Below are 24,453 nucleotides of genomic sequence, written 5' to 3'. Positions count from 1 at the left end.
ATTATTCACCTACCTGATCCTGAAAATCTTCAATTGCTGAAGTCATACTCTTTAATGCTCCTGCTGAATCTGCAGTACCTGTTGCTACCTGATTAACAGCTTTCACAAATGGATATGTAAAATAATGTTTCGCTGCAACTGTACGTCCTTTCAATGTTTTTACCGGATATCCATAATAACCGGAAGCATTTTCTACATATTTTAAGGCCTGTGCATTTACTTCATTATCTTTCCAGGTTGTATTTTCCTTTGCATCCTCAAATACAGGTGCAAATACAGGCGCAATCTCCTCCATATAAGAATCGTACCAGTCTTTGTCAAGAAGGTAAGAAATCACATCAGAAGCCAAATCTGTATCTTTACAGGTATTCATGACTGCAAATCCACGGTTAAAATTCATATATACACTATTGTCGCTTCCTGCCGGAGGAGCAAGAACAACTGTATTATCCAGTAAATCTTTATATTGTTCATCAGATACCAGTGCATTGTATAATGTAGGCGCGTTAAAGCAAAATGCAGTGCGTCCTGCCAGATAAGATCCATTATTTCCACCTGCATCCCATGTCGTTGCATCCTGTGGAATTACTTTATCATCATAAAGTTCTGCATATTTATCAAACACAGCCGTTACTTTATCGTCTGCTGCTACATTTCCGTCTTCATCAAACAGATATCCTCCTTCATTCCACATGTACTGTCTGATTGTGTTCTCATCGTCATCATCGTTTTCTCCGCATCCAATTGCAAGTCCATAAAAATCATTATCCGGATCACTGACCTTTTCCGCATCCTTAAATACCTCATCCCAGGTCGTTGGCATTTCAGTAATTCCTGCTTCTTCCAGTTTATCCTTTCTGACGAACATCAATGTGGAAGAGCTGTAAAATGGTACATAATAATATTTATCATCAATTTTTGTTCCTTCATAACTGGCTTGCAGATATGGACGTTCTTCATCAATCTGATCAACAAGATCTGTCACATCATTACATGGAATATTCGGATAATAATTCAGAACTTTTGTAGTATCTGCAGAAATAATATCCGGAACGCTCTGACCTGCTTCAATTGCAGCATTAAGTTTTGTTACAAAATCTGTTGCAGCCACCATCTCACAATTTACAGTTACATTTTTCTCTTTTCCGTATTCTTTCAGCCTTTCTTCCATTTTTGTATTTGCATCATCGCTGAAAATTTTCTCTACCCATACTGTAATAGTTTTTTTATTCCCGGAATCTGCTGAAGCAGCCTGTGTATCCCCAGATGAGGTTTCTTCTACTTTGGAAGTATCAGTGGATTTTTCTGTTTCTCCGGAACTGCTGCCTCCGCATGCTGTAAATGAAAGTGCCAATGTACCTGCCATTACCATTGATAATAATTTTTTTCTCATGTAGTAGTTCCTCCTTTTATTTATCTTTTTTCGTTTTTTATCAACCTTTTACACCACCGTCAGTCGCTCCGCCAACCAGACCGCTGGATGCCAGCATATATATTACAATAATCGGAATACCTGCAAGAACACCGCCTGCCATAAGCTGGTTCCATGGTGGCATATCACCATAAATTAAACCTGAAATAACCAGCGGGAATGTCTGTACCTGACTTGATGTCAGGTTTACCAGAGCATACATGTATTCTCCCCAACACATTGCAAAAGTAAAAATCGTAGTAGATATAATTCCCGGTAATGCCAATGGAAATACAATCTTATACATCGTTCCTATTCTGGAACAGCCATCTACCTTGGCCGCTTCTTCCAGTTCTTTTGGAACCGCTGCAATATGTGGAATCAGAATCCAGGCTACATAAGGTAAAGTAAACGTTGGATAAATTACAATTAATCCCCAGATTGTATTTGTAAGATGCATTTTCGATACCAGCATATATAACGGAATATATAAAACTGTAGTTGGCAGCAAATACATGAATAGCACGGACTTTGAAAAAATTCGTCTTCCCTTAAATTTCAACCTTGATAATGTATACGCAACAGGGTATGCTATTAAAATTGAAAATACAGAAACAGATACCGCAATAATCAAACTGTTTTTCATACTGGACAGAAAATTAATATTATTTATTAAATAAGAATAGGCAGCCCCTGTAGGATGATGTGGTATAAGAGTCGGCACTTTTGCATAAATTTCAGAATCACTTTTAAAAGATGTATTAATCATCCAGTATATTGGAAACAGTGCTACAATCAGGCATATTATCAAATATACTCTTCCAAGTAATGCTGTTCTTTTTTTTGCTTTCATATAATTCTCCTTTCATTTTCCTGTACACATTCAGCTGCCTGATCATTCACCTTCCGGAAGCATACGACGTGTAAGGATACTAATAAGAATCATAAGAACAGGCATTGCCAGTACTGCAACCGCAATACCACGTCCAAGCATCATACTTCTCATGGCTGTCTTGTAACTGTATACGTTCATAACCTCTGTCGTTCCGTTTGGTCCACCTCCGGTCAGTAACCATACAGTTTCAAATTCATTAATCGTCCAGATTGTACTCATAAGCGCTGATAAGATCGTTACATCTTTTACTTCTGGCAATGTAATGTGCCTGAATTTCTGCCATAAACCTGCTCCGTCAATTTCAGCAGCTTCATAATAATCTTTGGGAATTGTCTGCAGCTTTGCCAGAATCGATACCCCAAAGAATGGTGTTCCTCGCCATACGTTAGCTACAATAATTGTAGTCATCGCTAATCCGGCAGATCCAAACCATATAATATCTGTATTTGTAATATGTAAGGATTTTAAAATATAATTGGCAATTCCACCTGTTGAATTAAATATCCATCGCCAGTTATATACGACAACAATATTGGGCAGTGTCCACGGAATCATCAGTAATGCTCTTGCTATATTCCTACCCTTAAATTTCTGATTTAATGATAATGCCATCAACATTCCCAATACTGTTTTTACCAGAATGGAAACAGCTGTAAAAAACACTGTATTTAAGATAGATCTTCTGTATTCGGCATCTCCTAAAAGTCTGATATAATTTTTAAATCCAACAAACGATGCCGGATTTCCAATGGTCTTATTTGTAAAACTCATATATAACCCCCAAACCATTGGAAACGCCAGAAAACATGCCAGATAAATAATCATAGGAGCATTTACAAGATAGGCAAATCTGTTTTCACCATTCTCTCGATTTCTATTCAAAATAGTATTCTTCCTTTCCTCAGTATTTTTTTATATGTAACATCTATTTTTTTCTTTTAATCTTCATTTTTCTTCCTCCCTTTATTTCGCTAATATCTTGTTATGTTTCTTATTTATTCATTTATTATGTAAAATATAATATCATTAGATAAAATTATTTTCAATATTATTTATTAATGAAAATAATTTTTATTTTAGTTAAATTTGCACAATATATTTAGTATTTTTATAAAGTAATTATGCTTTTTATTTCAAACATAATAAAATTATTTTCATTTATACATGTTATGAAAATATCTTCTTGCACACAATTAAATCTTGTCTTATAATATTTTTCAATACAGGAATTGCCAGTTTCATCCATATTTACAAAACACCAGAGCAATTCATGACATTATTTTTACACTTTGATGGAGGTTTTAGCATGGCAGACAGTATTCTTGATTCCATTACCGAACAATATCATTCTCTTACCAAATCCGGAAAAAAACTGGCAGATTATGTATTTTCTCATACCACAGAAACTCAATATCTTTCTATTACTTCCTTAGCAGAAAACTGCAAGGTATCCGAAGCTACCATAACCCGTTTTTGCCGCGGATTAGGCCTTTCCGGATATAATGCTTTTAAACTGGCTTTAGCCCAGGCAGACCGTACCACCGATCTTGGTGATTCCAGTAATTCCGCTGAACCCGTATCTTCTGAAGATTCTATTTCTACTATATGTGCGAAAGTGCACGCAGCCAATCTTCTTTCTTTAAATGAAAGTTATGCGCTTTATGATGAAGAAGAAATGTCTAAGGCAATATCAATCCTTTCGTCTTCTCGCCGTATATATTGTTTCGGTCAGGGAGGAAGTATGATCATGGCAATGGAAGCATGGGCTCGTTTTTCTACAGCTTCTCCTAATTTTGTACATATTTGTGATTCCCACATGCAGGCCAGTGCAATTGCAATGGCTGATTCAAAAGATGCCATCCTTTTCTTCTCTTATTCAGGTTCTACCAGAGATATGTGTGATACCTTACAGATAGCTTCCAGTCGCCACGTTCCTGTCATTCTTATTACACATTTTCCAAAATCTGCCGGAGCTGAATTTGCTTCAGTAGTATTACAGTGCGGTTATAATGAAAGTCCTCTACAGTCCGGTTCAGTTGCAGCCAAAGTCGGGCAACTGTTTTTGATAGACTGCCTATTTTATGGATACTGCAGTCAAAAACCTGATACCTGTTCCGCAGCCCGTTCTGCAACAGCTCATGCAATTGCAAATAAATTGCTATAATGTGTTCGAAGAAATTTTATGTTATCAAAATGTTGCAGGTTAACTCTTTGTGACACGAAATAAGGGGATGTAACAGATAACTTTATAGTTTAACTGTTATATCCCCTTTGGAATTGCTATAGTATTAATTTTGATATACTTTTTATTTGCTGTTTTCAATTGCCTTCTGGAATCTCTGTGCGATTTCCAGCGGACGTGTGATTGCTCCGCCTACCACGATTGCCCATACACCTGTCTGTAATGCCTTTACGGCCTGATCCGGATAATGGATCTTGCCTTCTCCGATAACCGGAATATCTGTATCTTTTGCAAGTCTCTCCATCAGTCCATAATCCGGTTCATCCTTTTTTGATGTATAATCAGTATAACCGCTCATGGTTGTTCCAACAATATCCACACCACATTTCCATGCGTTGATACCTTCTTCATAATTGGAAATATCTGCCATCAGGATAATATCCGGGTATTTCTCTTTGATCTGTGCGATAAACTCATTGACAGTTGAGCCATCACCACGTTTGCGGAGTGTACAGTCAAGAGCTACAACATCAGATCCTGCTGCTACCAGATCGTCTACTTCTTTCATGGTAGGTGTGATATATCCTTCATACCCGGGATACTGGATCTTCACCAGCCCGATCACCGGAAGACCTGTTTCTTCTTTGATCGCTATGACATCGCGGATACTGCTTGTACGGATTGCAGGTGTGCCTGCCTGTTTTGCAGCGCGTGCCATCAGATACATAATGGATTTCTCTTCTACATATAATGGTTCACCTTCTACCGCCTGACAGGAAATGATCATTTTTCCATGAATCGCATCTAAAATCTCTTTTTTAGTCATCATTTCTCTCCTTGATACAGAACTGCATTCCGGCAAAATGTCCATACTCTTATCTGTGCACATTCTGTCGGAAAGCTTTTCTTTTACACTACAGTACCTTAACAATATTCAACTCTTCGTCTGTCAGCACAATATCTGCCCGTTTTCCGGGAGCAAGGGAACCCACCTCATCATAAATCCCAATACTTCTCGCCGGATTTGCTGTTGCTGCCAGAATCGCTTCTCTCTCCGGTACACCCATGGAAATAACACACTTCATACAATCGAAAAGGCAGGTTGCAGAACCGGCGATCGTTCCATCTGCCAGAGTTGCCTTTCTGTCTTTCATGGTCACTTCCTGTCCGCCCAGTTCATACAGTCCGTTCTCCATACCTGTTGCCATCATGGAGTCACTGATAAGGACGACTCTGCTGTCTCCAAATAAACGGAAGGTATTGCGTACAGTTACAGGATGGATATGAATCCCATCACCGATCAGTTCTACCATACAGTCCTGATTGTCTGCTGCTGCGCCAATCACACCGGGTTCTCTGTGTCCCATAGGATTCATGGCATTATAAAGATGAGTCACATGAAGTGCTCCCTCTTTCATCGCTTCTGCTGCGCAGCCATAATCTGCTGCTGTATGTCCGATGGAAATAACCACTTCATTATGTAATTCTCTGATAAATTTCTCAGAGCCTTCCATATTCGGTGCAAGAGTTACCAGTTTGATCATTCCGCCCGCAGCTTCGTTACATGCTCTGAAAAATTCAATATCCGGTTTACGGATATAGCCTTCTACATGTGCTCCCTTTTTCGCAGGATCAAGGAAAGGTCCTTCCATATTGATACCCACAATACGTGCACAGGTTTCATCCTGTTCTACATCTTTTGCAGTCTGGAAAATCTTAAGTAATTCTTCTTTTGGAAGTGTCATGGATGTCGGGCAATAGGATGTGATTCCATGAGATTTTTCATACTGAAGGATTGTTCTTAACCCATCAACATCTGCATCTGAGAAATCATGTCTGACTGCACCATGGCTGTGGATATCTACCAGTCCGGGCAGAACCTTCAGTCCCGATGCATCCAGTTCCGTTTTATCGGTTACTTCATCTGCTGAAGCCACAATTCTGCCGTTCTCTACATACAGATCTGCGACTTTATAACTGCCATCTTCCTGAAAAACTTTTCCGTTCTTTATAATCATCTGATTTTTGCCTCTTTTCTCGCTGAAGTGAATTATTAAGTACTTCCCTGACTTTATCTCTGTCAGGCAATTCTTTCCACTGATACTGTTGTTATCACACAAGAGCCGGTATTATAAAAGTCCTTTTTCTTTAATAAGACTTAACGCATCTTCATCTGCCACTACGGTTACATCCTGATGAAGCTGAAGGATAGATGCAGGTACATTTGGTGTGATCGGTCCATACAGGGATTTGTACAAAGCATCTGCCTTGGCACTTCCTGTTGCTACAAGAAGGATTTTCTTTGCTGCCATAATGCTCTTGATTCCCATGGTGTATGCCTGTTTCGGAACTTCATCCATGCTTTCAAAGAATCTTGCATTTGCCTTGATGGTGCTCTCTGTAAGGTCTACGCAGTGAGTTTCCTTCTCAAAAGCTTCTCCGGGTTCATTGAAACCAATATGTCCGTTTCCGCCGATTCCCAGAAGCTGGATATCGATTCCGCCTACACTGCGGATGATCTCATTGTAATCCGCACATGCTTTGTCACTGTCTTCTTCCAGTCCGTTTGGTACATAGGTTCTGTTTTTGTCAATGTTTACATGATCAAACAGATTTGTGTTCATGAAATAACGGTAGCTCTGGTCGTTGTCACCGGAAAGTCCTTTATACTCATCCAGGTTTACAGATGTGATCTGTGAGAAATCAAGGTCGCCTTTGTTGTACCACTCGATAAGCTGTTTATATAATCCGACCGGTGTAGAGCCTGTTGCCAGTCCAAGAACTGCGTTTGGTTTCATAATAATCTGGGCAGACATGATATTAGCTGCTTTTCTGCTTACGTCCTGATAATCTTTACCTACATAAATAATCATAGTTTTCTCCTTTTTTGCGTGTCATCTGACACTGCCGATTTGTTATAAGCTCATTATAATTCCCGTTGGTTCTATTTTCAATGAATGTATTGTTTTTAGAATCTTCTTTCATTTTTTATTATTTTGAGCCATTTTGCAGTTCGGTTTTTAAAGCTTGCCGAAATTACTTTCCTTGTTTATATTTTTCATGAAAATATTTACATTCTCCTTGTGAAACAAATTCTACAATGTTATAGTAATCTATAGCAATTCCACCATACAGAAAGGATTCCATATGTCATTAAACAAACATAAAATTATTCCTTTAATTGAATCTTATTACCATACATTCACTCCGCTGGAAAGAACAATCGCCGATTTCTTTATTCATAATACTGAAGAGCAGGATTTTTCTTCCAGAAATATTTCCGGGCTTCTTTATGTATCTGAAGCTTCACTTTCACGTTTCGCCCAGAAATGTGGATTTCACGGATACAGAGAATTTATTTATGAGTATAAGCAGAACCTGGCACCAGGTCCCGAAGAAAATATTCCGAATTTTGAAGTATCGGAATTTAATACTTATCAGGAACTTCTGAATAAATCTAACGCTCTGCTAGACAAAGCGCAGATCACACGGATCACAAATCTGCTGGTTTCTAAACCTCGTGTTTATGTTTACGGAAGAGGCAGTTCCGGTCTCGTAGCTCAGGAGATGAAGCTTCGTTTCATGCGTATCGGACTAAATATCGAAGCAGTTACAGACAGTCATATTATGAAGGTGAATTCTGTTATTCTGGATGAGAACTGTCTGGTCATCGGTATCAGTGTCAGCGGACAGACGGATGATATTATCTCTTCTCTGAAGGCTGCACATCAGCACGGAGCTTATACACTTCTTATGACCGCAAGACAGGACAAATCCTATCAGGACTTCTGCGATGAGACGCTCATCTTCGCAAGCATGGAACATCTGGAATATGGAAATATCATTTCCCCACAGTTTCCTATTCTGCTGGTTCTGGATGTACTTTATGCTCACTATCTGCAGATTGACAGGAGCAAAAAAGAAGCTCTGCATGAATATACGATACAGACACTTCAGCCATTTCTGATTAAATAATTCTGATATGCAAGAAACATTCCCGACACTATCCCCTGCCAAAATAGCCATAAAAAATCCCTCTTAAGAAGATTTTGGTTATCTACCTTGTCTGCTTAAGAGGGATCATTTTTATTTATTGTCTTTTACAAGACGGATCACGTTCCAGGATGCTTTATGAAGCATACTTGTCAGTTCACCATTGTCCATGGTTGTCTGCTGTGTTGTTTTTGGTTTTACGTTTTCCTGTCCGAATGCATTGACTACTTTCAGGTCATCGCTTTCCAGCACAATATGCTCAGCAACTCTGTAGCCTTCGAAGCTTCTCACGTCTGTGTTGAGAACAACATCCTCTTTCAGGCTTCTGTTTACTGCGAAGATTGTAACTTCTTCTTTCTCTTCATTGTAAACAGCAACTGCCTCAACATCTGTGATGCTTCCATGTCCGCTTGTCTCATGCTCTGTGGATGAGATTACCGGCTGAAGCGCAACACCACGGCCATATTTGGAAGCATGCATAAACGGATAGAAAATAGTCTGTTTCCAGGAACCTCCTCCATTCGGGTCAGTCATGATCGGAGCAATAACGTTGATGAGCTGCGCAAGGCATGCCACTTTCACTCTGTCTGAATGGCGGATCAGAACGATCAGCATCAGACCTACCAGCAGGGCATCTTCGAAATTGTAGATATCTTCAAGAAGCGGCGGTGCCACCTGCCATGGATGATTTTCTGTGATGTCGTTGTCAGCAGCGTTGGAATGATACCATACATTCCACTCATCAAAGCTGAGGTACATATTCTTTTTGCTGCGTTTTTTTGCTTTTACATAATCGCAGGTTGCGATAATGGTGCGGATAAATTCGTCCATATCATCGGACTTTGCAAGGAAGTCATTGCTGTCGTCAGAACGGTTTCCATAATATGTATGAAGAGATAAGTAATCTACATAATCATAAGTATGGCTCAGTACATGATCTTCCCAGAGTGCAAATGTAGGCATCTCCTGATTGGAGCTTCCGCATACAACAAACTCAATAGACGGGTCAATAAGCTTCATTGCTTTGGCTGTCTCTTCTGCCAGTCTTCCATACTCATCCATAGTCTTGTGACCGATCTGCCATGGACCGTCCATTTCATTCCCAAGGCACCAGGTTTTGAATCCGTATGGATCCTTCTGTCCATGTTTAATACGGAGATCACTGTATTTGGTTCCGCCAGGATGGTTACAGTATTCCAGAAGGTTGCAGGCATCTGTGATTCCTCTTGTTCCCAGATTTACCGCCATCATCACTTCTGAGTTGGCTGCATCTGCCCATTTCTTAAATTCATGAAGTCCTACCTCATTTTTTTCCAGGCTTCTCCATGCAAGTTCCAGTCTGTGAGGTCTTTCCTCAACCGGACCTACACTGTCTTCCCAGTAAAAGTTGGATACAAAGTTTCCGCCCGGATAACGTACGATCGGCACGTCCAGTTCTTTTACCAGATCAATAACATCTTTACGGAATCCGTCAGCATTGGAAAGCGGATGTCCCGGCTGATAAATTCCATCGTATACAGCTCTTCCCAGATGTTCAATAAAGGAACCGTAAATTCTTTTGTCGATTTTGGAAATGGAGAATGCTTTGTCCACTACCATTTTTGCCTGTTTTGCCATAATGTTTTTTGAACCTCCGTTCTTAAATTTAGTTTGAGAAATTAGTTTGTCGTTATATTATTTGAGCTGCCTCATAAGTAATGTCAAATGATCACCGGTTACAGTAACATTAATTTCAAAACTCAATGGGACAGCTCATTTTATATCATGTCAGCAAGTTACGATTTGAATATTTACAACTTTTGATCAACCCTTAACAGCACCGGATGTCATACCATCGATCAGGTATCTCTGGAAGATCAGGTAGATGATCAGGATTGGAAGAATACCGAACATGGAACCTGCGATCAGAAGGTTGTAGTTATTTCCATAAGGTGTAAGCAATGTATTCAGACCGATCTGCAGTGTAAATTTGCTTGTATCACGGAATACCAGCATCGGCCATAACATGTTGTTCCAGGAACCCATTGCACAGAGGATTGCCATGGATGCAAATGCCGGTTTGGTGATCGGCATCATAATCTTAACACTGATACCATACTCTGTGCATCCGTCGATTCTTCCTGCATCCAGAAGCTCTTTCGGAAGACTCTGCATATACTGTTTGAAGAAGAAAATCGTCGACGCACCACATAATCCGGGGAGAATAACACCGGCTCTTGTATTGATGATCCCAAGAGATGTAACTTCGTTATACAGAGGAAGCATCAGGATTTCAAAAGGAACACACATGGTTGCGATTACCAGGAAGAATAAAAATCCCTGAAGTTTAAACTTGTACATGGTCAGACCGTATGCGATGAAGTAGCATACCAACAGTGTCAGAACTACCGTGATCAGTGTCAAGATCAGACTGTTTTTATACCACATAAAATATTTTCGGGAATCCTCATTTCCGGAAAACAGGTATTTGTAGTTGTCCAGATGCATCTTGGAGAAATCAAGATTCAGGGACATACCCTTCATAACTACTTCACGGCCTTCCTGGAAGGAAGCGAAGAAACCTGCAAGAAGCGGGAATGCGATCAGCACACAGAGGATAGCGAAAAGCCCTGTGGATAATACAGACGCAACTTTATGATTTGATTCCATTGTCTTTGGCTGAGCTGCTGTTTTTGCCATATCACTTTTCCTCCTTCTTGAATGTTCCTGTTGCCACAAGCTGGACAACATTGATAGCCAGGGCAATGACCAGAAGCACCATACCTACAGCACACGCATAACCCATATCATTTTTCTCAATACCACGTTTATACAGATATCCTACGATAGTAAGACCAATGTTCTTCGGTGATGAGTTACCATTCCACAACATGAAACTCTCAAGGAACATGGACAGACCGGCATATACGGAAATTGTAATAACATAGATAGTTGTCGGTTTCAGAAGCGGCAATGTCACGTACCAGAATTTCTGTTTTGCATTGGCACCGTCGATGTCTGCTGATTCATAAAGAGATGTATCAATACTCTTTAAACCGGAAATAAAGTACAACATATTAACACCTGTCCATCTCCACATACAGAGTAATAACAAAGCTATCCATCCGGTAGTCTTTTCTTTCAGCCATGGGATACTGGCATTTCCAAGCAAATGCATTAACTGGTTCATCTGTCCGTTATCACCTTCTGAGAACATCAGTCGGAATAACATACCGGAAATAACTACAGATGTAAGTGCCGGAATGTACATGATCACTTTCCATACACCTTTGGCTTTGGTAAGACGGCTTTCCATCAGTACTGCAAGCATCATCGGGATCGGAATCAGCAGGAGCAGTGTCAGAAGCATGTATTCCACACTGTTAAATACAGCCGTCTTGAAGAACTTATCGGAAGCCAGTTTCTGATAATGCTTCAGACCAACCCACTGAGAACCGCCAAATGAAATATCCTGAAAACTCATTACAATACCACTGATGAGCGGATATAACCAGAATACCAGAAGGCTGATAACAAACGGAATTACGAATACGTAGGGTGCCACCTTCTGAGAATAGAGCATCTTTTTCACTTTATTCACAATGAATTCCTCCTCTTCTAAAAATAGCAGTAACTTTTCAGCATCATATGGAATCATGGTTTACTGAACAGTTACAGATAATTTCTTTTTTCTTATTACCATTATCCTGAAAAGAAATCAGACTCCACATCCTGTGAAAATCTCATTTCTCACCAGGATAACAGTAAAGGAGGTCAGGGAATGCGTTTCCCTGGCCTCCCATATCATTTCGGTCACTGCAGTAACCGTTCATTATTCACTTGATCAGTGAACTATTATCATCTTATTATTCACATTCGAAATCAAGATAATCCTGTGCATCCTGAAGCGCTTCATCTACATCCATGCCATCCTCTAATACATTGTTCAGAGTTGTTGTACACATGTAATCGTTCAGTGTCGGAGAGTTCTTTGTTGTGTAAATAGTTCCGATTGCATCGTTTTCAGCAAGTTCATTCAGAACTTCGTATGGTTTTACACGGAAGAATGTGTTATAAGTATTGGATTCATCATATGCGAAATCTTCGTCAGACCATAATGCTGTGTTGCAGACGTCAAATCCAAGTTCGTTCCAGATCAGGTTTTCACCTTCTTCAGAGCATTTAGCCCATGCAAGCCATTCAGCTGCAAGTTCAGGATTCTCACACTGATTTGTTACAACAGTACCTGTACCACCGATACCAACGGAGCATTTCTGTCCTTCTTCAAATACAGGGCATGTTGTGATGTCATATTTGCCTTCCATCTCCGGCATGTAATCTTTGAAACGGCTCATGTACCACATAGCTTTTGGGAAGGAAGCAATTTTACCTTCCATGATGTTGGAGAAACCAGCTTCAAGGTCAACATGTCCGTCTGTGGATACCATTGCGATTCCATCGTTTAACCAGTTCTGCTGCATTGTGAGCATTTCTTTTACAGAATCAAGCTGTACGTTTACAGTTCCGTCCGGACCGCCTGTCCAGTCTTCACCATTCTCAGCCATTGCAAGCCACATCCAGTCAACACCGCCTGTATCAACAGAAGTTAAGTACACTTCACCGTTGGAAGCTTCTTTTAATTCTTCACCAAGTTTTGTATAATCATCCCATGTCTTTACAGATTTGTAATCTAATCCATAAGATTCAAGAAGATCTGCGTTCCAGTACATAACAGTTGCACCTACATGGAAAGGAACACCAAGTCTTGTTCCGTCAGCTTTGGAATAAACATCAAGTCTTGACTGCACCATTGTATCTTCATAAGGAGCAAGTGCATCATTCATGGAATACAGAGGGCTGTCATCACCGGAATAGTTCGGGAACTGTCCGATCTCGATATCGCAGAGGTCAGGAGCACCGGATCCTGCCTGTAAGGACATCATTAATTTGTTATGCATATCAGAGTATGGATATGTACTGAATGTAATCTGGATCTGTTTGTCCGGATTCTCTTCATTCCACTTATCTACCATCTGACCATAAAACTCATTATGCAGGTCTACGAATGACCACATCTCGAATTTTGTTCCATCATCAGGACCTACGGTTGTTACTGCTGTAGGCTCTCCTTCAGCCGGTTCTTCGCTCTCAGCAGCTTCCTCTGTTGTGTCTTCTTCTGCAAAGACATTCACTGCCATGCTCATACTGGACACTGCCATAGCTGCAGTCATAAGTAACGCGAACAATTTTCTTCTCTTCATAAAAAGATCCTCCTTTTTTTGCATTTCTTTGCGCTCTTCCGGTTTCAATGATGCTATTGTACAATCTCCATAATTATTTCGTATTTTTTTAAAATATATAGTCTTTCTTTTTGTTATGGTTATTTTGCACAACTTTTTTATTTTCAACTCCGGTTTATGTTGATATTATATAATTTATTCCTGTAAATGTCAATATATTTTTGATTTATTTTTATTATTTTAGTATTATCTAAAATAAATGTCTGATATTTATTCGTCAATCTATCCATTTTTTTGCTATTTTCCTATATTTTTTTAAGTAATTTTATGGTAAAATAACTAATCAAAACGTATTTTACTAAAAGTTCTTATTTAGTGTTATATGCCTGTAAATACAGTCAAAAGGAGGTTTTTACATGAAATCCTGTTCTGTTTCCGATGGTCTCGCCATCTTCAAAGCTCTCGGTTCCCCTGTCCGTGTACAGATCTTGCGTCTGATTCAGGAAAAAGAAGGTCTGAACATTAAGCAAATTGCACAAAGCCTGAAAATCCCTGTTACAACCCTGTCCCCTCACCTTAATCTTCTGGCTGAAGCCGGGCTGATAGAATTCAGGGATGAATCTCTCACACACGGAACACAGAAACGCTGCTATTTTATAAAAGACTGGGATCAGCTTCTGGTAAATATGGCGCTTTCCGGTCCTGATCTGCAGATTTACAGTGCAGAAATCGGCGTGGGACATTTTTCTGATTTCTCGGTAACCCCCACCTGTGGTATGGCAACTTCTACTTCTTTTGTAGGACAGTTGGATCAGCCACGGTATTTCATACACCCAGGCAGCCGCCAGGCAAGGATCGTCTGGTTCACCACCGGATATCTGGAGTATATACTGCCCAATTTCATCCCTGATCACAGCGTGATTGAAGAACTTACAGTTTCCTTTGAGATCAGTTCCGAAGCCCCCCGGTTCTGCGATGTATGGCCTTCGGATATTACCTTTTCCCTGAACGGTGTGATCCTCGGCACCTGGACCAGCCCTGGAGATTACGGGGACCGCAGAGGAAAATACAATCCTTCCTGGTGGTTTTCTTTTCTGAATCAGTATGGTTTGCTGAAAAAACTGACGATCACCCCTGAAGGCACTTTTCTGGACGCAGAAAAGCTGTCTGATGTTTCCACCAGACAGCTTGCACTCACTGATCAGTCTGTTATGAAATTTCGTTTTTCTGTTTTGCCGGGCGCCAAACATCCCGGCGGGTGTACTCTTTTTGGTGCAGGTTTCGGAGATTATAACCAGCATATACGGATTACCATCGGTTATCATCCCGAAAACATCTGATTTCTCCGCCTGACTTCAGATTTATATACTGCTCCTGATACTCCCACAGCCATTTATGGCAACAGATATTTCACGCCCCATATAGTTTCATTATTGTCACCCTTAGCGCTGAAGCACATCGTATCATTGCCTGCCTCATCGGTCATTTTCAGGACAACTCCTGTATAAGTATTTTCACCGAGAGTCACATCAATATATGGTGTGCATTCTTCTGCTTCCCATTTGCCTTTCAGTTCTTCTCCGGCAACTGTTCCGTCTGCATTAAGCTGAATCTTCTGCGGTTTATGTACCTTGTCCGAAATATCCGTACCATGATTTACCAGATAAAAAGTACCCTGGATTTCATCTCCGGAATATCCATCCTCTTTCAATGTCTTGCCGTCTGTGGCAAATGGCGCAGCAACCAGCCATCCGTCTTTTGTGCGGAACAGCTGATGTACACGAGGCTCATGAAGTTCTCCGGTTTTAGCAAAACGCTGATGATAGACCAGGTATAATTTACCATCTTCATCTTCAAATGCAGTCTGTCCGCCTGGTGCCATATAGGTCTGAGTAAGACTTGGAAATGTATAATTTCCCATCATTTTCAGTCCATGATCTTTATGCTCCACAAATAAATACATATCCTTCCCTGCTGCATCTGTATAAGTTCCGTCTACAGTGTCACAGCGGAAGAGACGCATCTGATAACCTCCTTTTGCCTGCAGATTTCCATAGGACAAAAACAGATAATAATATCCACTGGTCTCATCATACATAATATGCGGACCTTCGATGGAGTTGTGATAACCACCGAGAAGTTTCTTTCCATAATAGCTGTCCACATGATTTTCTTCGTCTGCTTCCGGATAAATCGGATAGCCGGTCTCTTCATCAATTTCAATCAGAAAAATACCGCCGGACCAGGAGCCATAGACCATCCACATACGCCCGTCTTCATCATAAAAAACATCCGGGTCAATACAGTTTGGCCAGTTATTATTGTCATAAGACGCTGCTGTATATGGCCTTGGGTCTGTTCCCATCAGTTCTTCGATATTACTTTCCTTAACATCATGATAGCTATAACCAGAGTACAGGAATGTATCCTCATAGTGATACGGACCTTTAATATCGTCTGCTGTTGCAAAGCAGATATTGGATTTCACATAAGAAGATGTGGTGCAGAAATACATCACATATTTTCCCATTTTTTTGTTATAGATGACATCCGGCGCCCATACGGAATAACCACCTTCCTCGTTCTTTCCTACATAAGTAAACGCTGCCGGATCGCCGTCTTCTTCTCCGTCAAAAAGATTGTCAAACAGCTTATTCTCTGCATTGACCCCGGAGGAAAAACCGGTCCAGTTTCTCAGATCTGTGGACTTCGCAGATTCCATATGGGAGCCAAAGATATAGTAAGTGTCATTGTCTTTGATGACAGATGGATCATGCACGGAAGCTCCGGCAGTAAAGCCACCTTTCTTAATCTTGCTCTCAATATCATCTGCGCCTGCTGTTTCTTTTTCGTTTGCCGCATCTGTTGTCTCTGCTGTGCCATCAGCAGCTTCCGCAGCATATATACTCTGTGCTCCGAGAAGCATCATTCCTGTCAGCCCCAGGATCATTCCCCATTTTTTTCTCATACCAGTTCTCCTGTTTTCCAAATATTATCCCATCTCAGGTTACATTAATCTTCGTAAGAAAATATCGGTGCACCCGTTTTTTCATCCCAGCGGATTTTCATCAGCATGGCATGACGGTTTGGATTGTACAGCGGATTCCCTTCAATCTCTGCTTCTGTTCTCGCATGATAAACCATGACCGGATTTCCTTCTTCGTCTTCAGTGAAGGAATTATGCCCCGGTCCATAGATTCCTCTGGACTCATCTGTACGAAGAACCGGATAACGTTCTTTTGTCCAGGATTTCGGGTCAAGAAGATCAGAATCTTCATCTGCTGTAAGCATTCCCATGCAGTATGCAGCACCTGTCTCAGATGCAGAATAGGTAAGATAAATCCTGCCGTCATGATGAATAACTGCCGGTCCTTCATTCACCCAGAAACCAACTCTTTCCCAGTCATAATCCGGTGAAGTGAGAAGTACCTGAACGGTTTTCAGTTTATACGGAGTTTCCATTTCGCCAATATAAAGGTTGGAAATCTGCTTGCCGACCCCTACCTTCTCAGCCCATACATAGTAATGTTTTCCTTTGTTTTCAAATACTGTTGCATCCAGAGAGAAAGCTTCAAAAGAAAATTCATCTGCATCCGCACGTCCCATTTTGCCTTTCTCTGTCCAGGCTCCTGTAAGCGGATCTGTATCTGCACATTCCAGCACATAAGGGCGGATTGCCCAGATATCATCTTTATCTCCGCCCGCAAAATAGATGTACCATTTTCCGTCCAGATAATGAAGCTCCGGCGCCCAGATATGTTCGCTCATGATTCCTTCTTTGTGTTTCTCCCAGACTGTCACTTCTTCCGCATCTTTCAGTCCTGCCAGAGTTTCGCTTCTTCTCAGTACAATCCGGTCATAGGCCGGTATGGATGCTGTAAAATAATAGTTTCCGTCTGTGTGGCGATAAACATATGGATCTGCTCTCTGCAGAATCCATGGCTCATTATACTTAAGTTCTTCACTCATTGTGTGTCCCCCTGTCTGTTTTTATTTTAGATTTATATAAATTATTTTTTATGTATTTAAAATTGTACTGCATTTTTCAGAAAATATCAACTATATTTTTTTCTTTTCGTTGCACATTTTTTGCAGATTCGTTATAATCTACCGTAAACGCTGTAAAATCATTTTTAACAGAAAGGGAAATCCGTTATGTTATATATTAAAAGTCTGGAGCAGGCGGTCCCTGTCTTCAAAGCTCTTGGTTCTGACATCCGCATACGGCTGATCCAGACTCTCCTTGAGCATCAGGAAATGAATATGAATGAACTGGCTTCCAGTCTGGGGATTACCAACGGTGCCCTGACCAGCCATGTAAAAAAACTCGAAGAAGCCGGAATTCTCGCAATTCTTCCAGAGCATTCCGGCCACGGAAACCAGAAGGTCTGCCGCATTAATGTTGACAAGATCCTGGTTGATATTGCCTCTAACAATGACAGCCCGGCCGAAGACAGTTACTCTATTGACATTCCGATTGGCAACTACTTTAATTATTCTGTTTATCCGACCTGTGGGCTGTCTACTACCGATAATCTCATCGGTGAGGTAGATGATCCTCGTTATTTTGCTCATCCGAGCCATGTAGATGCAAAGATTTTATGGTTTGGACGGGGATTTATTGATTACCGCATTCCAAATATGCTGCCTCCGGGACAGAAGATTGACCGGCTGACACTCTCATTTGAAATCAGTTCAGAAGCTCCCGGAGTCAACAGTGACTGGCCTTCTGATATTTCCTTTTTCCTGAATAATACAAAGGTCGGAAGCTGGACAAGCCCCGGAGATTTCGGTGATGTCCACGGTATGTTCACCCCCGACTGGTGGTTCCCGAACTGGAATCAGTATGGTCTGCTGAAGATGCTTGTCATTGACCGTCACGGTACTTTTATCGATGGATTAAAGATCTCTGATGTGAATACACAGCAGCTCACTTTTACCTCTCAGGATGATATGGTATTCCGTTTCCAGGTGGATGAACCATCTCCGAATATCGGCGGTCTGACACTCTTCGGAAAAGATTTCGGAAACTATAATCAGGATATTAATGTGAAAGTGCATTATACTCCAAATGTATAATTTTACAGAATATCTGAAAACAGTAAAAGCAAGGAACCGATGTGTTTTGCCACATAGTTCCTTGCTTTTATTTTATATTCCCTCTGATCTTCCGGTTATTCCCCACGCATCCAGACTCTCATCTGGTTTTCTCCGCGGTTGCCCCATGTGTAATACGGCACTGCTGTCAGTGTTGTCAGCGTTCTCACCGGTGCAACTTCACTGTACAGAGAATCTCCCACTGTCTCCAGCTTACGTGCTTTGATCTTAAGCAGGACGCAGCCTTCCAGCAGGCCCTCTTTGCAGACTTCCTCTTCCATCTTTGCATCTTCAAAGATGTGGTAAGACTGAAGCAGACCCGGATTATCCACACCCTCAAAACAGTAAACAAACGGCCCGCGCATAAACGCTACACAGCCGGCATCTTCTCTTACTTTAAGGTTTGCATAAATCTTGCGGATCTTCATCGGGAAAACAAGTTCTACTTCATCATTTTCCCACACTCTCTTAAGGATCAGATATCCCTTTTCCACATCTGCAGTGATATCTTTCACTTTTCCATTTATACGCACCTGAACAGAACCCGGGCGTACCCAGGATGGGATATGGATTCCCAGAATGGTTTCTTTCTCTGTTTTTCCAGTTACATGATAGATCACTCTGCCATCCCACGGATAGTTGCTCTCTACAGTTACATCCATCTTATCAAAGTGTGCTTCTGTACCTGCCGGGATATGAGAATAAACTCCATCTTCTGTCTCACTCCACAGATATTTACCAAGAGACATCAGCAGACGGACTACATTGGGAGGACAGCATGCACATGTATACCAGCCCGGACGCTCCGGCAGAACATGCTTATATCCGTATAATTTCCCGCTGACTCCAGGTTCTGTTTCCAGTGGATTTACATAGAAAAACCGCTTTCCGTCAAGCTGCATTCCGCTGATGATCCCATTATAAAGTGCACGTTCCATCACATCTGCATAGCGTCCATCCATCACATTATCAAGCATCTTTCTTGCAAAAAATACCAGCCCGATAGATGCGCAGGTTTCCGCATAAACGGTGTCATTCGGCAGATCATAATCAATGGTAAATGCCTCTCCGTCTACGGTACTGCCAATTCCTCCGGTGATATACATTCTCTTCTGAATCATGTTCTCCCAGAGATCACAGCATGCCTGATAGAGTTTTTCATCTTTGTAAATGGAAGCCAGTTCTGCCATGGCAGTGTACATATAAACTGCACGGACACTATGTCCTACTGCTTCTTTCTGCTCATAGACAGTAGCATGTGCCTGATTGTATTCTCTGTTATTCACATCCATATCGAAGTGAACCCAGCCTCTTTTTTCTTTTTCTTTGACAAAGTAATCCGGATCTTTTCCACGCTGTTCGATGAAATATCTGGCAAGATCTTTGTAGTTTTCTTTTCCGGTTACTTCATAGAGACGCAGAAGCCCTAGCTCAATTTCCTGATGTCCTGGGATGCCCGGTTCTTTGCCTTCTTCTGTTCCGAAACGTTTCTCGATATGTTCTGCCATACGCTCCATCACATGAAGCAGACGGTCTTTTCCAGTCACCTCATAATAAGCCGCCGCTGCTTCCATCATATGTCCGGCACAGTATAATTCATGGCATTCCTGTAAGTTCTGCCAGCGGTGTTCCGGCTCTTTGATCGTGAAAAAAGTATTCAGATAACCGTCATCCTGCTGCGCTTTTTCAATAATTTCAATAACCTTATCTGCACGTTCTTCCAGTTCAGTATCCGGGCGGACTTCCAGTGCATACGCCACGCCTTCCAGCCATTTGGCAACATCGCTGTCCTGGAAAACCATTCCGTAAAACTCACCCTCTTCCAGTCCTGCTGCAATACGGAAGTTTGCCAGTGCATGGCTCTTTTCCACTCCCGGAATCTCATCATTTAATATTTTCTCCTGATAAGGAATCACTGTATCCATTACCAGTTCCTGATATCCTCGCCAGAATTTATCCGTTACTTTTACCTTATTTAATAACCCTTCTTTTAAACCGTCTTTCATTTCTGCGCCTCCCATTTTGCCGGCAGATCCGGACATTTTCGCACCTTCTGTACAGCCCGCAGTTCCACAAAGCATCCGCAGAGCCTGCACATCCCACTCATCAATCGTTCACAGGAGCTGCATATGCCAAGCCTTTTCTCATATGTCTGCTGATCTACTTTCAGTTCTTCATCCATACGCTGAATATAGCGTGACAGATCCTCATAAAAAGCCTCTTCATTCTTCTGTCCGGGCAGACATTTTCTGCACACACGCAGCTTCCCGTTCATACCTTAGTCTCCTTTTTGTTTCCATTATAAATGTTCACAGAAAATACCTGCCTGTTTTGTCAGAAGCGGCATTTTCTGTGAATCTGTAAAGTTTATTAATCTTTCATTTATACGAAACTCTTTATCTTTAAAAATACTGTAATTATCTTACTTCCAGATGAAGAACACTGCATTTAGGAATTGTAAATTTGATTCCTTCTGCTGTTTTTTCTACTTCGTTAAATTCTTTTACACGTACCTGGTCCGGTGTTTCGAAGGTGTTCATTTCGTGCATTTCGCCGTGTACAATCTCACCTTTGACTTCATTTACCTGATAGTCTGTAAGGATAGTTCTGATCTCATAATCTTTATCCAGAGACAGGTTTGTCAATGTGATATGTACAGCTCCGTCTTCTGCTACAGATACAGATTCTGTCAGGTTCGGTACCTGCCACTCTTCTTCCACACCGATGGTTTCTGTTTCGATAGAACTGTCTACAAGCATTGCATCCTGATGATATTTGTACATATCAAATACATGATAGGTTGGTGTCAGGATCATATCAGCACCATCTGTAAGGATAACGGACTGAAGCACATTTACGATCTGCGCAAGGTTTGCCATCTTTACTCTGTCGCTGTGTTTGTTAAAGATATTCAAAGTGATACCTGCGATCAGGGCATCTCTCATTGTGTTCTGCTGATACAGGAATCCCGGGTTTGTTCCCGGTTCTACTGTGTACCATGCACCCCATTCATCAACGATCATGCCGATTTTTTTCTCTGGATCATATTCGTCCATGATATGTCCGTGACGCTCGATCAGAGTTTCCATAAAGAGCGCTTTATTCAGACTCTTATACCATACCTTATCATCAAAATCTGTAGCACTTCCCTTGATCTCCCATCCTTCCGGATGTACATAATAATGAAGAGAAAGACCATCCATATTTCCGTGAAGTTCTTTCAGGCAATGATTATGTGTAGTCTTTAATACTTCAGATGTCCATTCATAATCATCTACATTGGCACCACAGCAGACTTTGTGGATTGGGTGATCCGGATGATAATTGCGGACATAAGTCTGATAACGGCGGTATTCATTTGCATAGAAGTCAGGATTCATATTTCCGCCACATCCCCAGTTCTCATTTCCAACTCCAAAGAAATCCAGTTTCCATGGTTTCTCATGTCCGTTTTTCTTACGGAGGTCAGCCATCGGAGAAACACCCTCGAATGTGATATATTCTACCCATTCAGACATTTCCTGAACTGTTCCGCTTCCCAGGTTACCATTAACATAAGCTTCGCAGCCAAGCTGCTCACAGAGTTCAAAAAATTCATGTGTACCAAAGCTGTTATCCTCTACTACACCGCCCCAGTGTGTGTTGATCATTTTTTTACGTGTTTCCTTTGGTCCGATACCATCTTTCCAGTGGTATTCATCTGCGAAACATCCCCCTGGCCAGCGAAGTACCGGGATTCTAATGTGCTTCAATGCTTCTACTACATCTGTACGCATTCCGTTCTTGTTCGGGATCGGAGAATCTTCCCCTACATAGATTCCTTCGTAGATACATCTTCCCAGATGCTCTGAGAAATGTCCGTAAATCTCTTTGTTGATTTTGCTCTGTTTCTTTGATGGATTGATTACAAGCTTAGTCATTTTTACCTCCACAGTTTATGATTTTGAGTTTTTATTTTACTTTTATCTAAAATAATATACCTTATTTTGTACTTTCATTATACACAACTTCCACATGACATTCAATATGTTTTTACAGAAAAAAAGAGACTCTCGCTTTAATAATTTCCTAGTGCGCCAGTCTCTTATAAATTTATTAATTTTTGTTTTTTACTTTCACTCTTATCATATTCCATGACAGCGGTTCAATTTCAAAGTTAAGATTATCCCCTGCTATCTCAGCATTATTTATCTCATACGGTTTTATTTTGTCATGATTCTCTAAGTTTGTATCTTTGCGATTTCCAGAAGTCATATATAACTGTTCTGCTATTTCCTCTAATACAAACCCCTGAAGTTCTTCTGAAACAGATACAGTTTCTTCTGCTCTATTGACTGCAAAAATTGCAATCTCACCTAATTCTTCATTATATACCGTTACTGTATCCACATATGGAACATTTTTTGCAATGCTGCAGTCATAGGAAGGACCTTCATATACTTCTTCCATCACTGTTCCTCTTGCATATTTTGACATATAAGAAAAAGGATAAAATACAGGCTGTACCCATACTTCTCCACCTTTTTCAGTCATAATCGTTGCACTGATATTAGTTAAAAGAGATTGGCAGGCAACTTTTACTCTGTCGCTATGACGGACAAAACTCATCAGCATACTTGCGAATAGTAGTGAGTCTTCCATTGTGTATACCTGTTCACTCAAATGAGGAGCTATCTGCCATGGTTTTTCTTCTATTTCCGGATGAGCTACTTTTCCTTCTGGCGCCCACACTCCCCACTCATCGACACTAATATACATCGTTTTTTCTGAACGTTTCTTTGCTTTTATGTAGTCACAAACGCCACTAACTGTGTCAATATAACAATCCAGATCTACAGATTGAGCAAGAAAATCGGCTGTTCCCATTTCCTGTCCACCATAATATTGATGTAATGCCAGATAATCAACATTTTCATATACATGTTCCAGTACTGTAGCTTCCCATTCAGGATATGTCGGCATATCTGATTTTGCACTTCCGCAGACAACCAATTCTATATTTTCGTCAATTAATTTCATTGCTTTTGCAGTTTCTTCTGCAAGTCTCCCATACTCATCTGCTGTCTTATGTCCAATCTGCCAGTCTCCATCCATTTCATTTCCAAGACACCACAATTTTACTTTATATGGTTCCGAAACACCATGTTTTACCCGCATATCGCTGTACATCGTTCCTGCAGGCATGTTACAATATTCTAAAAAGGAAGCTGCATTTTCAATTCCTTTTGTTCCCAGATTTACAGCACATATCGGCTCTACTCCTGCTTTTTTTGCCCATCTCATAAATTCATTGATTCCAACTTCATTGGTTTCAACAGCACGCCATGCCAGTTCCAGGCGCTTAGGTCTTTCTTCCTTGGGACCTACTCCATCTTTCCAGTCATAATTAGAAACAAAATTTCCACCAGGATAGCGCACCATTGTAATTCCTAACTCTTTTACTTTTTCCAATACATCCTGACGAAATCCATCCTTATCTGCTGTTGGATGATTTGGTTCATATATGCCTGTATAAACCACTCTTCCCATATGTTCTACAAACGAACTATAAATTCTGCTGTCTATCTCGCTTTTTTTAAATTTACTATTTACTGTAATAATTATATGTTTCATAATTCTCCTTATAGACAGACTTCAGGAGCCTCTACAATATATT

20 protein-coding genes are annotated in these 24,453 nt (G+C 40.8%); 4 read left to right on the top strand and 16 right to left on the bottom strand.

The window, feature by feature from the left end; all coding sequences use genetic code 11:
• Position 1 precedes the first annotated feature (1 nt).
• From NQ550_RS01095 to NQ550_RS01085, 3 genes are all read right to left on the bottom strand, one after another.
• A complete protein-coding gene (locus tag NQ550_RS01095; RefSeq protein ID WP_020993279.1) occupies positions 2-1,393 on the bottom strand; it encodes an ABC transporter substrate-binding protein in 1,392 nt (463 codons plus the stop codon).
• 40 nt (positions 1,394-1,433) lie between these two features.
• Positions 1,434-2,057 (bottom strand): carbohydrate ABC transporter permease, encoded by a 624-nt coding sequence (locus tag NQ550_RS01090; protein ID WP_226840115.1) that lies wholly within the window; start codon positions 2,055-2,057, stop codon positions 1,434-1,436.
• A gap of 249 nt (positions 2,058-2,306) precedes the next feature.
• Positions 2,307-3,188 (bottom strand): carbohydrate ABC transporter permease, encoded by an 882-nt coding sequence (locus tag NQ550_RS01085; protein ID WP_008707086.1) that lies wholly within the window; start codon positions 3,186-3,188, stop codon positions 2,307-2,309.
• A gap of 424 nt (positions 3,189-3,612) precedes the next feature.
• Between NQ550_RS01085 and NQ550_RS01080 the strand changes: the two genes are divergently transcribed.
• On the top strand, positions 3,613-4,470 hold the full coding sequence (locus NQ550_RS01080; RefSeq protein ID WP_008707087.1) for a MurR/RpiR family transcriptional regulator: 858 nt from the start codon (positions 3,613-3,615) through the stop codon (positions 4,468-4,470).
• 142 nt (positions 4,471-4,612) lie between these two features.
• On the opposite strand, the gene NQ550_RS01075 is transcribed toward NQ550_RS01080, so the two are convergent.
• The 3 genes from NQ550_RS01075 to nagB all read right to left on the bottom strand — a co-directional run bounded on the left by NQ550_RS01075 (position 4,613) and on the right by nagB (position 7,361).
• Complete coding sequence (locus NQ550_RS01075; protein ID WP_008707088.1) at positions 4,613-5,314, bottom strand: N-acetylmannosamine-6-phosphate 2-epimerase; 702 nt, start codon at positions 5,312-5,314, stop codon at positions 4,613-4,615.
• 88 nt (positions 5,315-5,402) lie between these two features.
• Positions 5,403-6,506 (bottom strand): N-acetylglucosamine-6-phosphate deacetylase, encoded by a 1,104-nt coding sequence (nagA, locus tag NQ550_RS01070; protein ID WP_025577867.1) that lies wholly within the window; start codon positions 6,504-6,506, stop codon positions 5,403-5,405.
• A 111-nt stretch (positions 6,507-6,617) separates the two neighbouring features.
• Positions 6,618-7,361 (bottom strand): glucosamine-6-phosphate deaminase, encoded by a 744-nt coding sequence (gene nagB, locus NQ550_RS01065; protein WP_025577868.1) that lies wholly within the window; start codon positions 7,359-7,361, stop codon positions 6,618-6,620.
• A 274-nt stretch (positions 7,362-7,635) separates the two neighbouring features.
• Between nagB and NQ550_RS01060 the strand changes: the two genes are divergently transcribed.
• Complete coding sequence (locus NQ550_RS01060) at positions 7,636-8,463, top strand: MurR/RpiR family transcriptional regulator (protein WP_025577869.1); 828 nt, start codon at positions 7,636-7,638, stop codon at positions 8,461-8,463.
• Between the two features lie 111 nt (positions 8,464-8,574).
• Here NQ550_RS01060 and arfA (NQ550_RS01055) read toward each other — a convergent pair whose 3' ends face one another.
• The 4 genes from arfA (NQ550_RS01055) to NQ550_RS01040 all read right to left on the bottom strand — a co-directional run bounded on the left by arfA (NQ550_RS01055) (position 8,575) and on the right by NQ550_RS01040 (position 13,721).
• Positions 8,575-10,098 carry an arabinosylfuranosidase ArfA gene (arfA, locus tag NQ550_RS01055; RefSeq protein WP_025577870.1) on the bottom strand — a complete coding sequence of 508 codons (1,524 nt, stop codon included), beginning with the start codon at positions 10,096-10,098 and terminating at the stop codon, positions 8,575-8,577.
• Positions 10,099-10,284: 186 nt separating this feature from the next.
• Positions 10,285-11,160: a carbohydrate ABC transporter permease gene (locus NQ550_RS01050; RefSeq protein ID WP_172678313.1), complete on the bottom strand. Its 876-nt coding sequence runs from the start codon at positions 11,158-11,160 to the stop codon at positions 10,285-10,287.
• A 1-nt stretch (position 11,161) separates the two neighbouring features.
• On the bottom strand, positions 11,162-12,061 hold the full coding sequence (locus NQ550_RS01045) for a carbohydrate ABC transporter permease (protein ID WP_330366414.1): 900 nt from the start codon (positions 12,059-12,061) through the stop codon (positions 11,162-11,164).
• 265 nt (positions 12,062-12,326) lie between these two features.
• Positions 12,327-13,721 carry an ABC transporter substrate-binding protein gene (locus NQ550_RS01040; RefSeq protein ID WP_025577875.1) on the bottom strand — a complete coding sequence of 465 codons (1,395 nt, stop codon included), beginning with the start codon at positions 13,719-13,721 and terminating at the stop codon, positions 12,327-12,329.
• Positions 13,722-14,116: 395 nt separating this feature from the next.
• Here NQ550_RS01040 and NQ550_RS01035 point away from each other — a divergent pair, with 395 nt between their 5' ends.
• On the top strand, positions 14,117-15,040 hold the full coding sequence (locus NQ550_RS01035) for an ArsR/SmtB family transcription factor (protein WP_025577877.1): 924 nt from the start codon (positions 14,117-14,119) through the stop codon (positions 15,038-15,040).
• 53 nt (positions 15,041-15,093) lie between these two features.
• Here NQ550_RS01035 and NQ550_RS01030 read toward each other — a convergent pair whose 3' ends face one another.
• Both NQ550_RS01030 and NQ550_RS01025 read right to left on the bottom strand, forming a co-directional pair.
• On the bottom strand, positions 15,094-16,668 hold the full coding sequence (locus tag NQ550_RS01030; RefSeq protein WP_025577879.1) for a glycoside hydrolase family 43 protein: 1,575 nt from the start codon (positions 16,666-16,668) through the stop codon (positions 15,094-15,096).
• Between the two features lie 44 nt (positions 16,669-16,712).
• A complete protein-coding gene (locus tag NQ550_RS01025; protein ID WP_025577880.1) occupies positions 16,713-17,669 on the bottom strand; it encodes a glycoside hydrolase family 43 protein in 957 nt (318 codons plus the stop codon).
• A 186-nt stretch (positions 17,670-17,855) separates the two neighbouring features.
• On the opposite strand from NQ550_RS01025, the gene NQ550_RS01020 reads away from it, so the two are divergent.
• The gene (locus tag NQ550_RS01020; RefSeq protein ID WP_025577882.1) at positions 17,856-18,779 is read left to right on the top strand and encodes an ArsR/SmtB family transcription factor; all 924 of its coding nucleotides are present in this window, start codon (positions 17,856-17,858) and stop codon (positions 18,777-18,779) included.
• Between the two features lie 95 nt (positions 18,780-18,874).
• Here NQ550_RS01020 and NQ550_RS01015 read toward each other — a convergent pair whose 3' ends face one another.
• The 4 genes from NQ550_RS01015 to arfA (NQ550_RS01000) form a co-directional block, all read right to left on the bottom strand.
• Complete coding sequence (locus tag NQ550_RS01015; protein WP_025577883.1) at positions 18,875-20,803, bottom strand: glycoside hydrolase family 127 protein; 1,929 nt, start codon at positions 20,801-20,803, stop codon at positions 18,875-18,877.
• On the bottom strand, positions 20,800-21,072 hold the full coding sequence (locus tag NQ550_RS01010; RefSeq protein ID WP_008707104.1) for a DUF6171 family protein: 273 nt from the start codon (positions 21,070-21,072) through the stop codon (positions 20,800-20,802). Before NQ550_RS01010 ends, NQ550_RS01015 begins: the two co-directional genes overlap by 4 nt.
• A gap of 142 nt (positions 21,073-21,214) precedes the next feature.
• Entirely contained in the window at positions 21,215-22,717 is a 1,503-nt protein-coding gene (locus NQ550_RS01005) for an alpha-N-arabinofuranosidase (RefSeq protein ID WP_025577885.1), read from the bottom strand.
• A 175-nt stretch (positions 22,718-22,892) separates the two neighbouring features.
• Complete coding sequence (gene arfA, locus NQ550_RS01000) at positions 22,893-24,410, bottom strand: arabinosylfuranosidase ArfA (RefSeq protein WP_025577886.1); 1,518 nt, start codon at positions 24,408-24,410, stop codon at positions 22,893-22,895.
• Between the last annotated feature and the right edge of the window lie 43 nt (positions 24,411-24,453).

Origin of the sequence: Blautia wexlerae DSM 19850 (assembly GCF_025148125.1) — a bacterium.
Taxonomy (GTDB): domain Bacteria; phylum Bacillota; class Clostridia; order Lachnospirales; family Lachnospiraceae; genus Blautia_A; species Blautia_A wexlerae.
The sequence above is the reverse complement of the archived record's forward strand: the minus strand, read 5'-3'. Positions and strand labels throughout refer to the sequence as shown.

Bases quoted from the DNA above. Each gene is read 5' to 3' on its own strand.
- NQ550_RS01080 (WP_008707087.1), top strand. From the start codon at position 3,613: ATGGCAGACAGTATTCTTGATTCCATTACCGAACAATATCATTCTCTT.
- NQ550_RS01035 (WP_025577877.1), top strand. From the start codon at position 14,117: ATGAAATCCTGTTCTGTTTCCGATGGTCTCGCCATCTTCAAAGCTCTC.
- NQ550_RS01060 (WP_025577869.1), top strand. From the start codon at position 7,636: ATGTCATTAAACAAACATAAAATTATTCCTTTAATTGAATCTTATTAC.
- arfA (WP_025577886.1), bottom strand. From the start codon at position 24,410: ATGAAACATATAATTATTACAGTAAATAGTAAATTTAAAAAAAGCGAG.
- NQ550_RS01010 (WP_008707104.1), bottom strand. From the start codon at position 21,072: ATGAACGGGAAGCTGCGTGTGTGCAGAAAATGTCTGCCCGGACAGAAG.
- nagA (WP_025577867.1), bottom strand. From the start codon at position 6,506: ATGATTATAAAGAACGGAAAAGTTTTTCAGGAAGATGGCAGTTATAAA.
- NQ550_RS01050 (WP_172678313.1), bottom strand. From the start codon at position 11,160: ATGGCAAAAACAGCAGCTCAGCCAAAGACAATGGAATCAAATCATAAA.
- NQ550_RS01020 (WP_025577882.1), top strand. From the start codon at position 17,856: ATGTTATATATTAAAAGTCTGGAGCAGGCGGTCCCTGTCTTCAAAGCT.
- NQ550_RS01005 (WP_025577885.1), bottom strand. From the start codon at position 22,717: ATGACTAAGCTTGTAATCAATCCATCAAAGAAACAGAGCAAAATCAAC.
- NQ550_RS01015 (WP_025577883.1), bottom strand. From the start codon at position 20,803: ATGAAAGACGGTTTAAAAGAAGGGTTATTAAATAAGGTAAAAGTAACG.
- NQ550_RS01095 (WP_020993279.1), bottom strand. From the start codon at position 1,393: ATGAGAAAAAAATTATTATCAATGGTAATGGCAGGTACATTGGCACTT.
- nagB (WP_025577868.1), bottom strand. From the start codon at position 7,361: ATGATTATTTATGTAGGTAAAGATTATCAGGACGTAAGCAGAAAAGCA.
- NQ550_RS01090 (WP_226840115.1), bottom strand. From the start codon at position 2,057: ATGAAAAACAGTTTGATTATTGCGGTATCTGTTTCTGTATTTTCAATT.
- arfA (WP_025577870.1), bottom strand. From the start codon at position 10,098: ATGGCAAAACAGGCAAAAATGGTAGTGGACAAAGCATTCTCCATTTCC.
- NQ550_RS01075 (WP_008707088.1), bottom strand. From the start codon at position 5,314: ATGACTAAAAAAGAGATTTTAGATGCGATTCATGGAAAAATGATCATT.
- NQ550_RS01030 (WP_025577879.1), bottom strand. From the start codon at position 16,668: ATGAGAAAAAAATGGGGAATGATCCTGGGGCTGACAGGAATGATGCTT.
- NQ550_RS01025 (WP_025577880.1), bottom strand. From the start codon at position 17,669: ATGAGTGAAGAACTTAAGTATAATGAGCCATGGATTCTGCAGAGAGCA.
- NQ550_RS01040 (WP_025577875.1), bottom strand. From the start codon at position 13,721: ATGAAGAGAAGAAAATTGTTCGCGTTACTTATGACTGCAGCTATGGCA.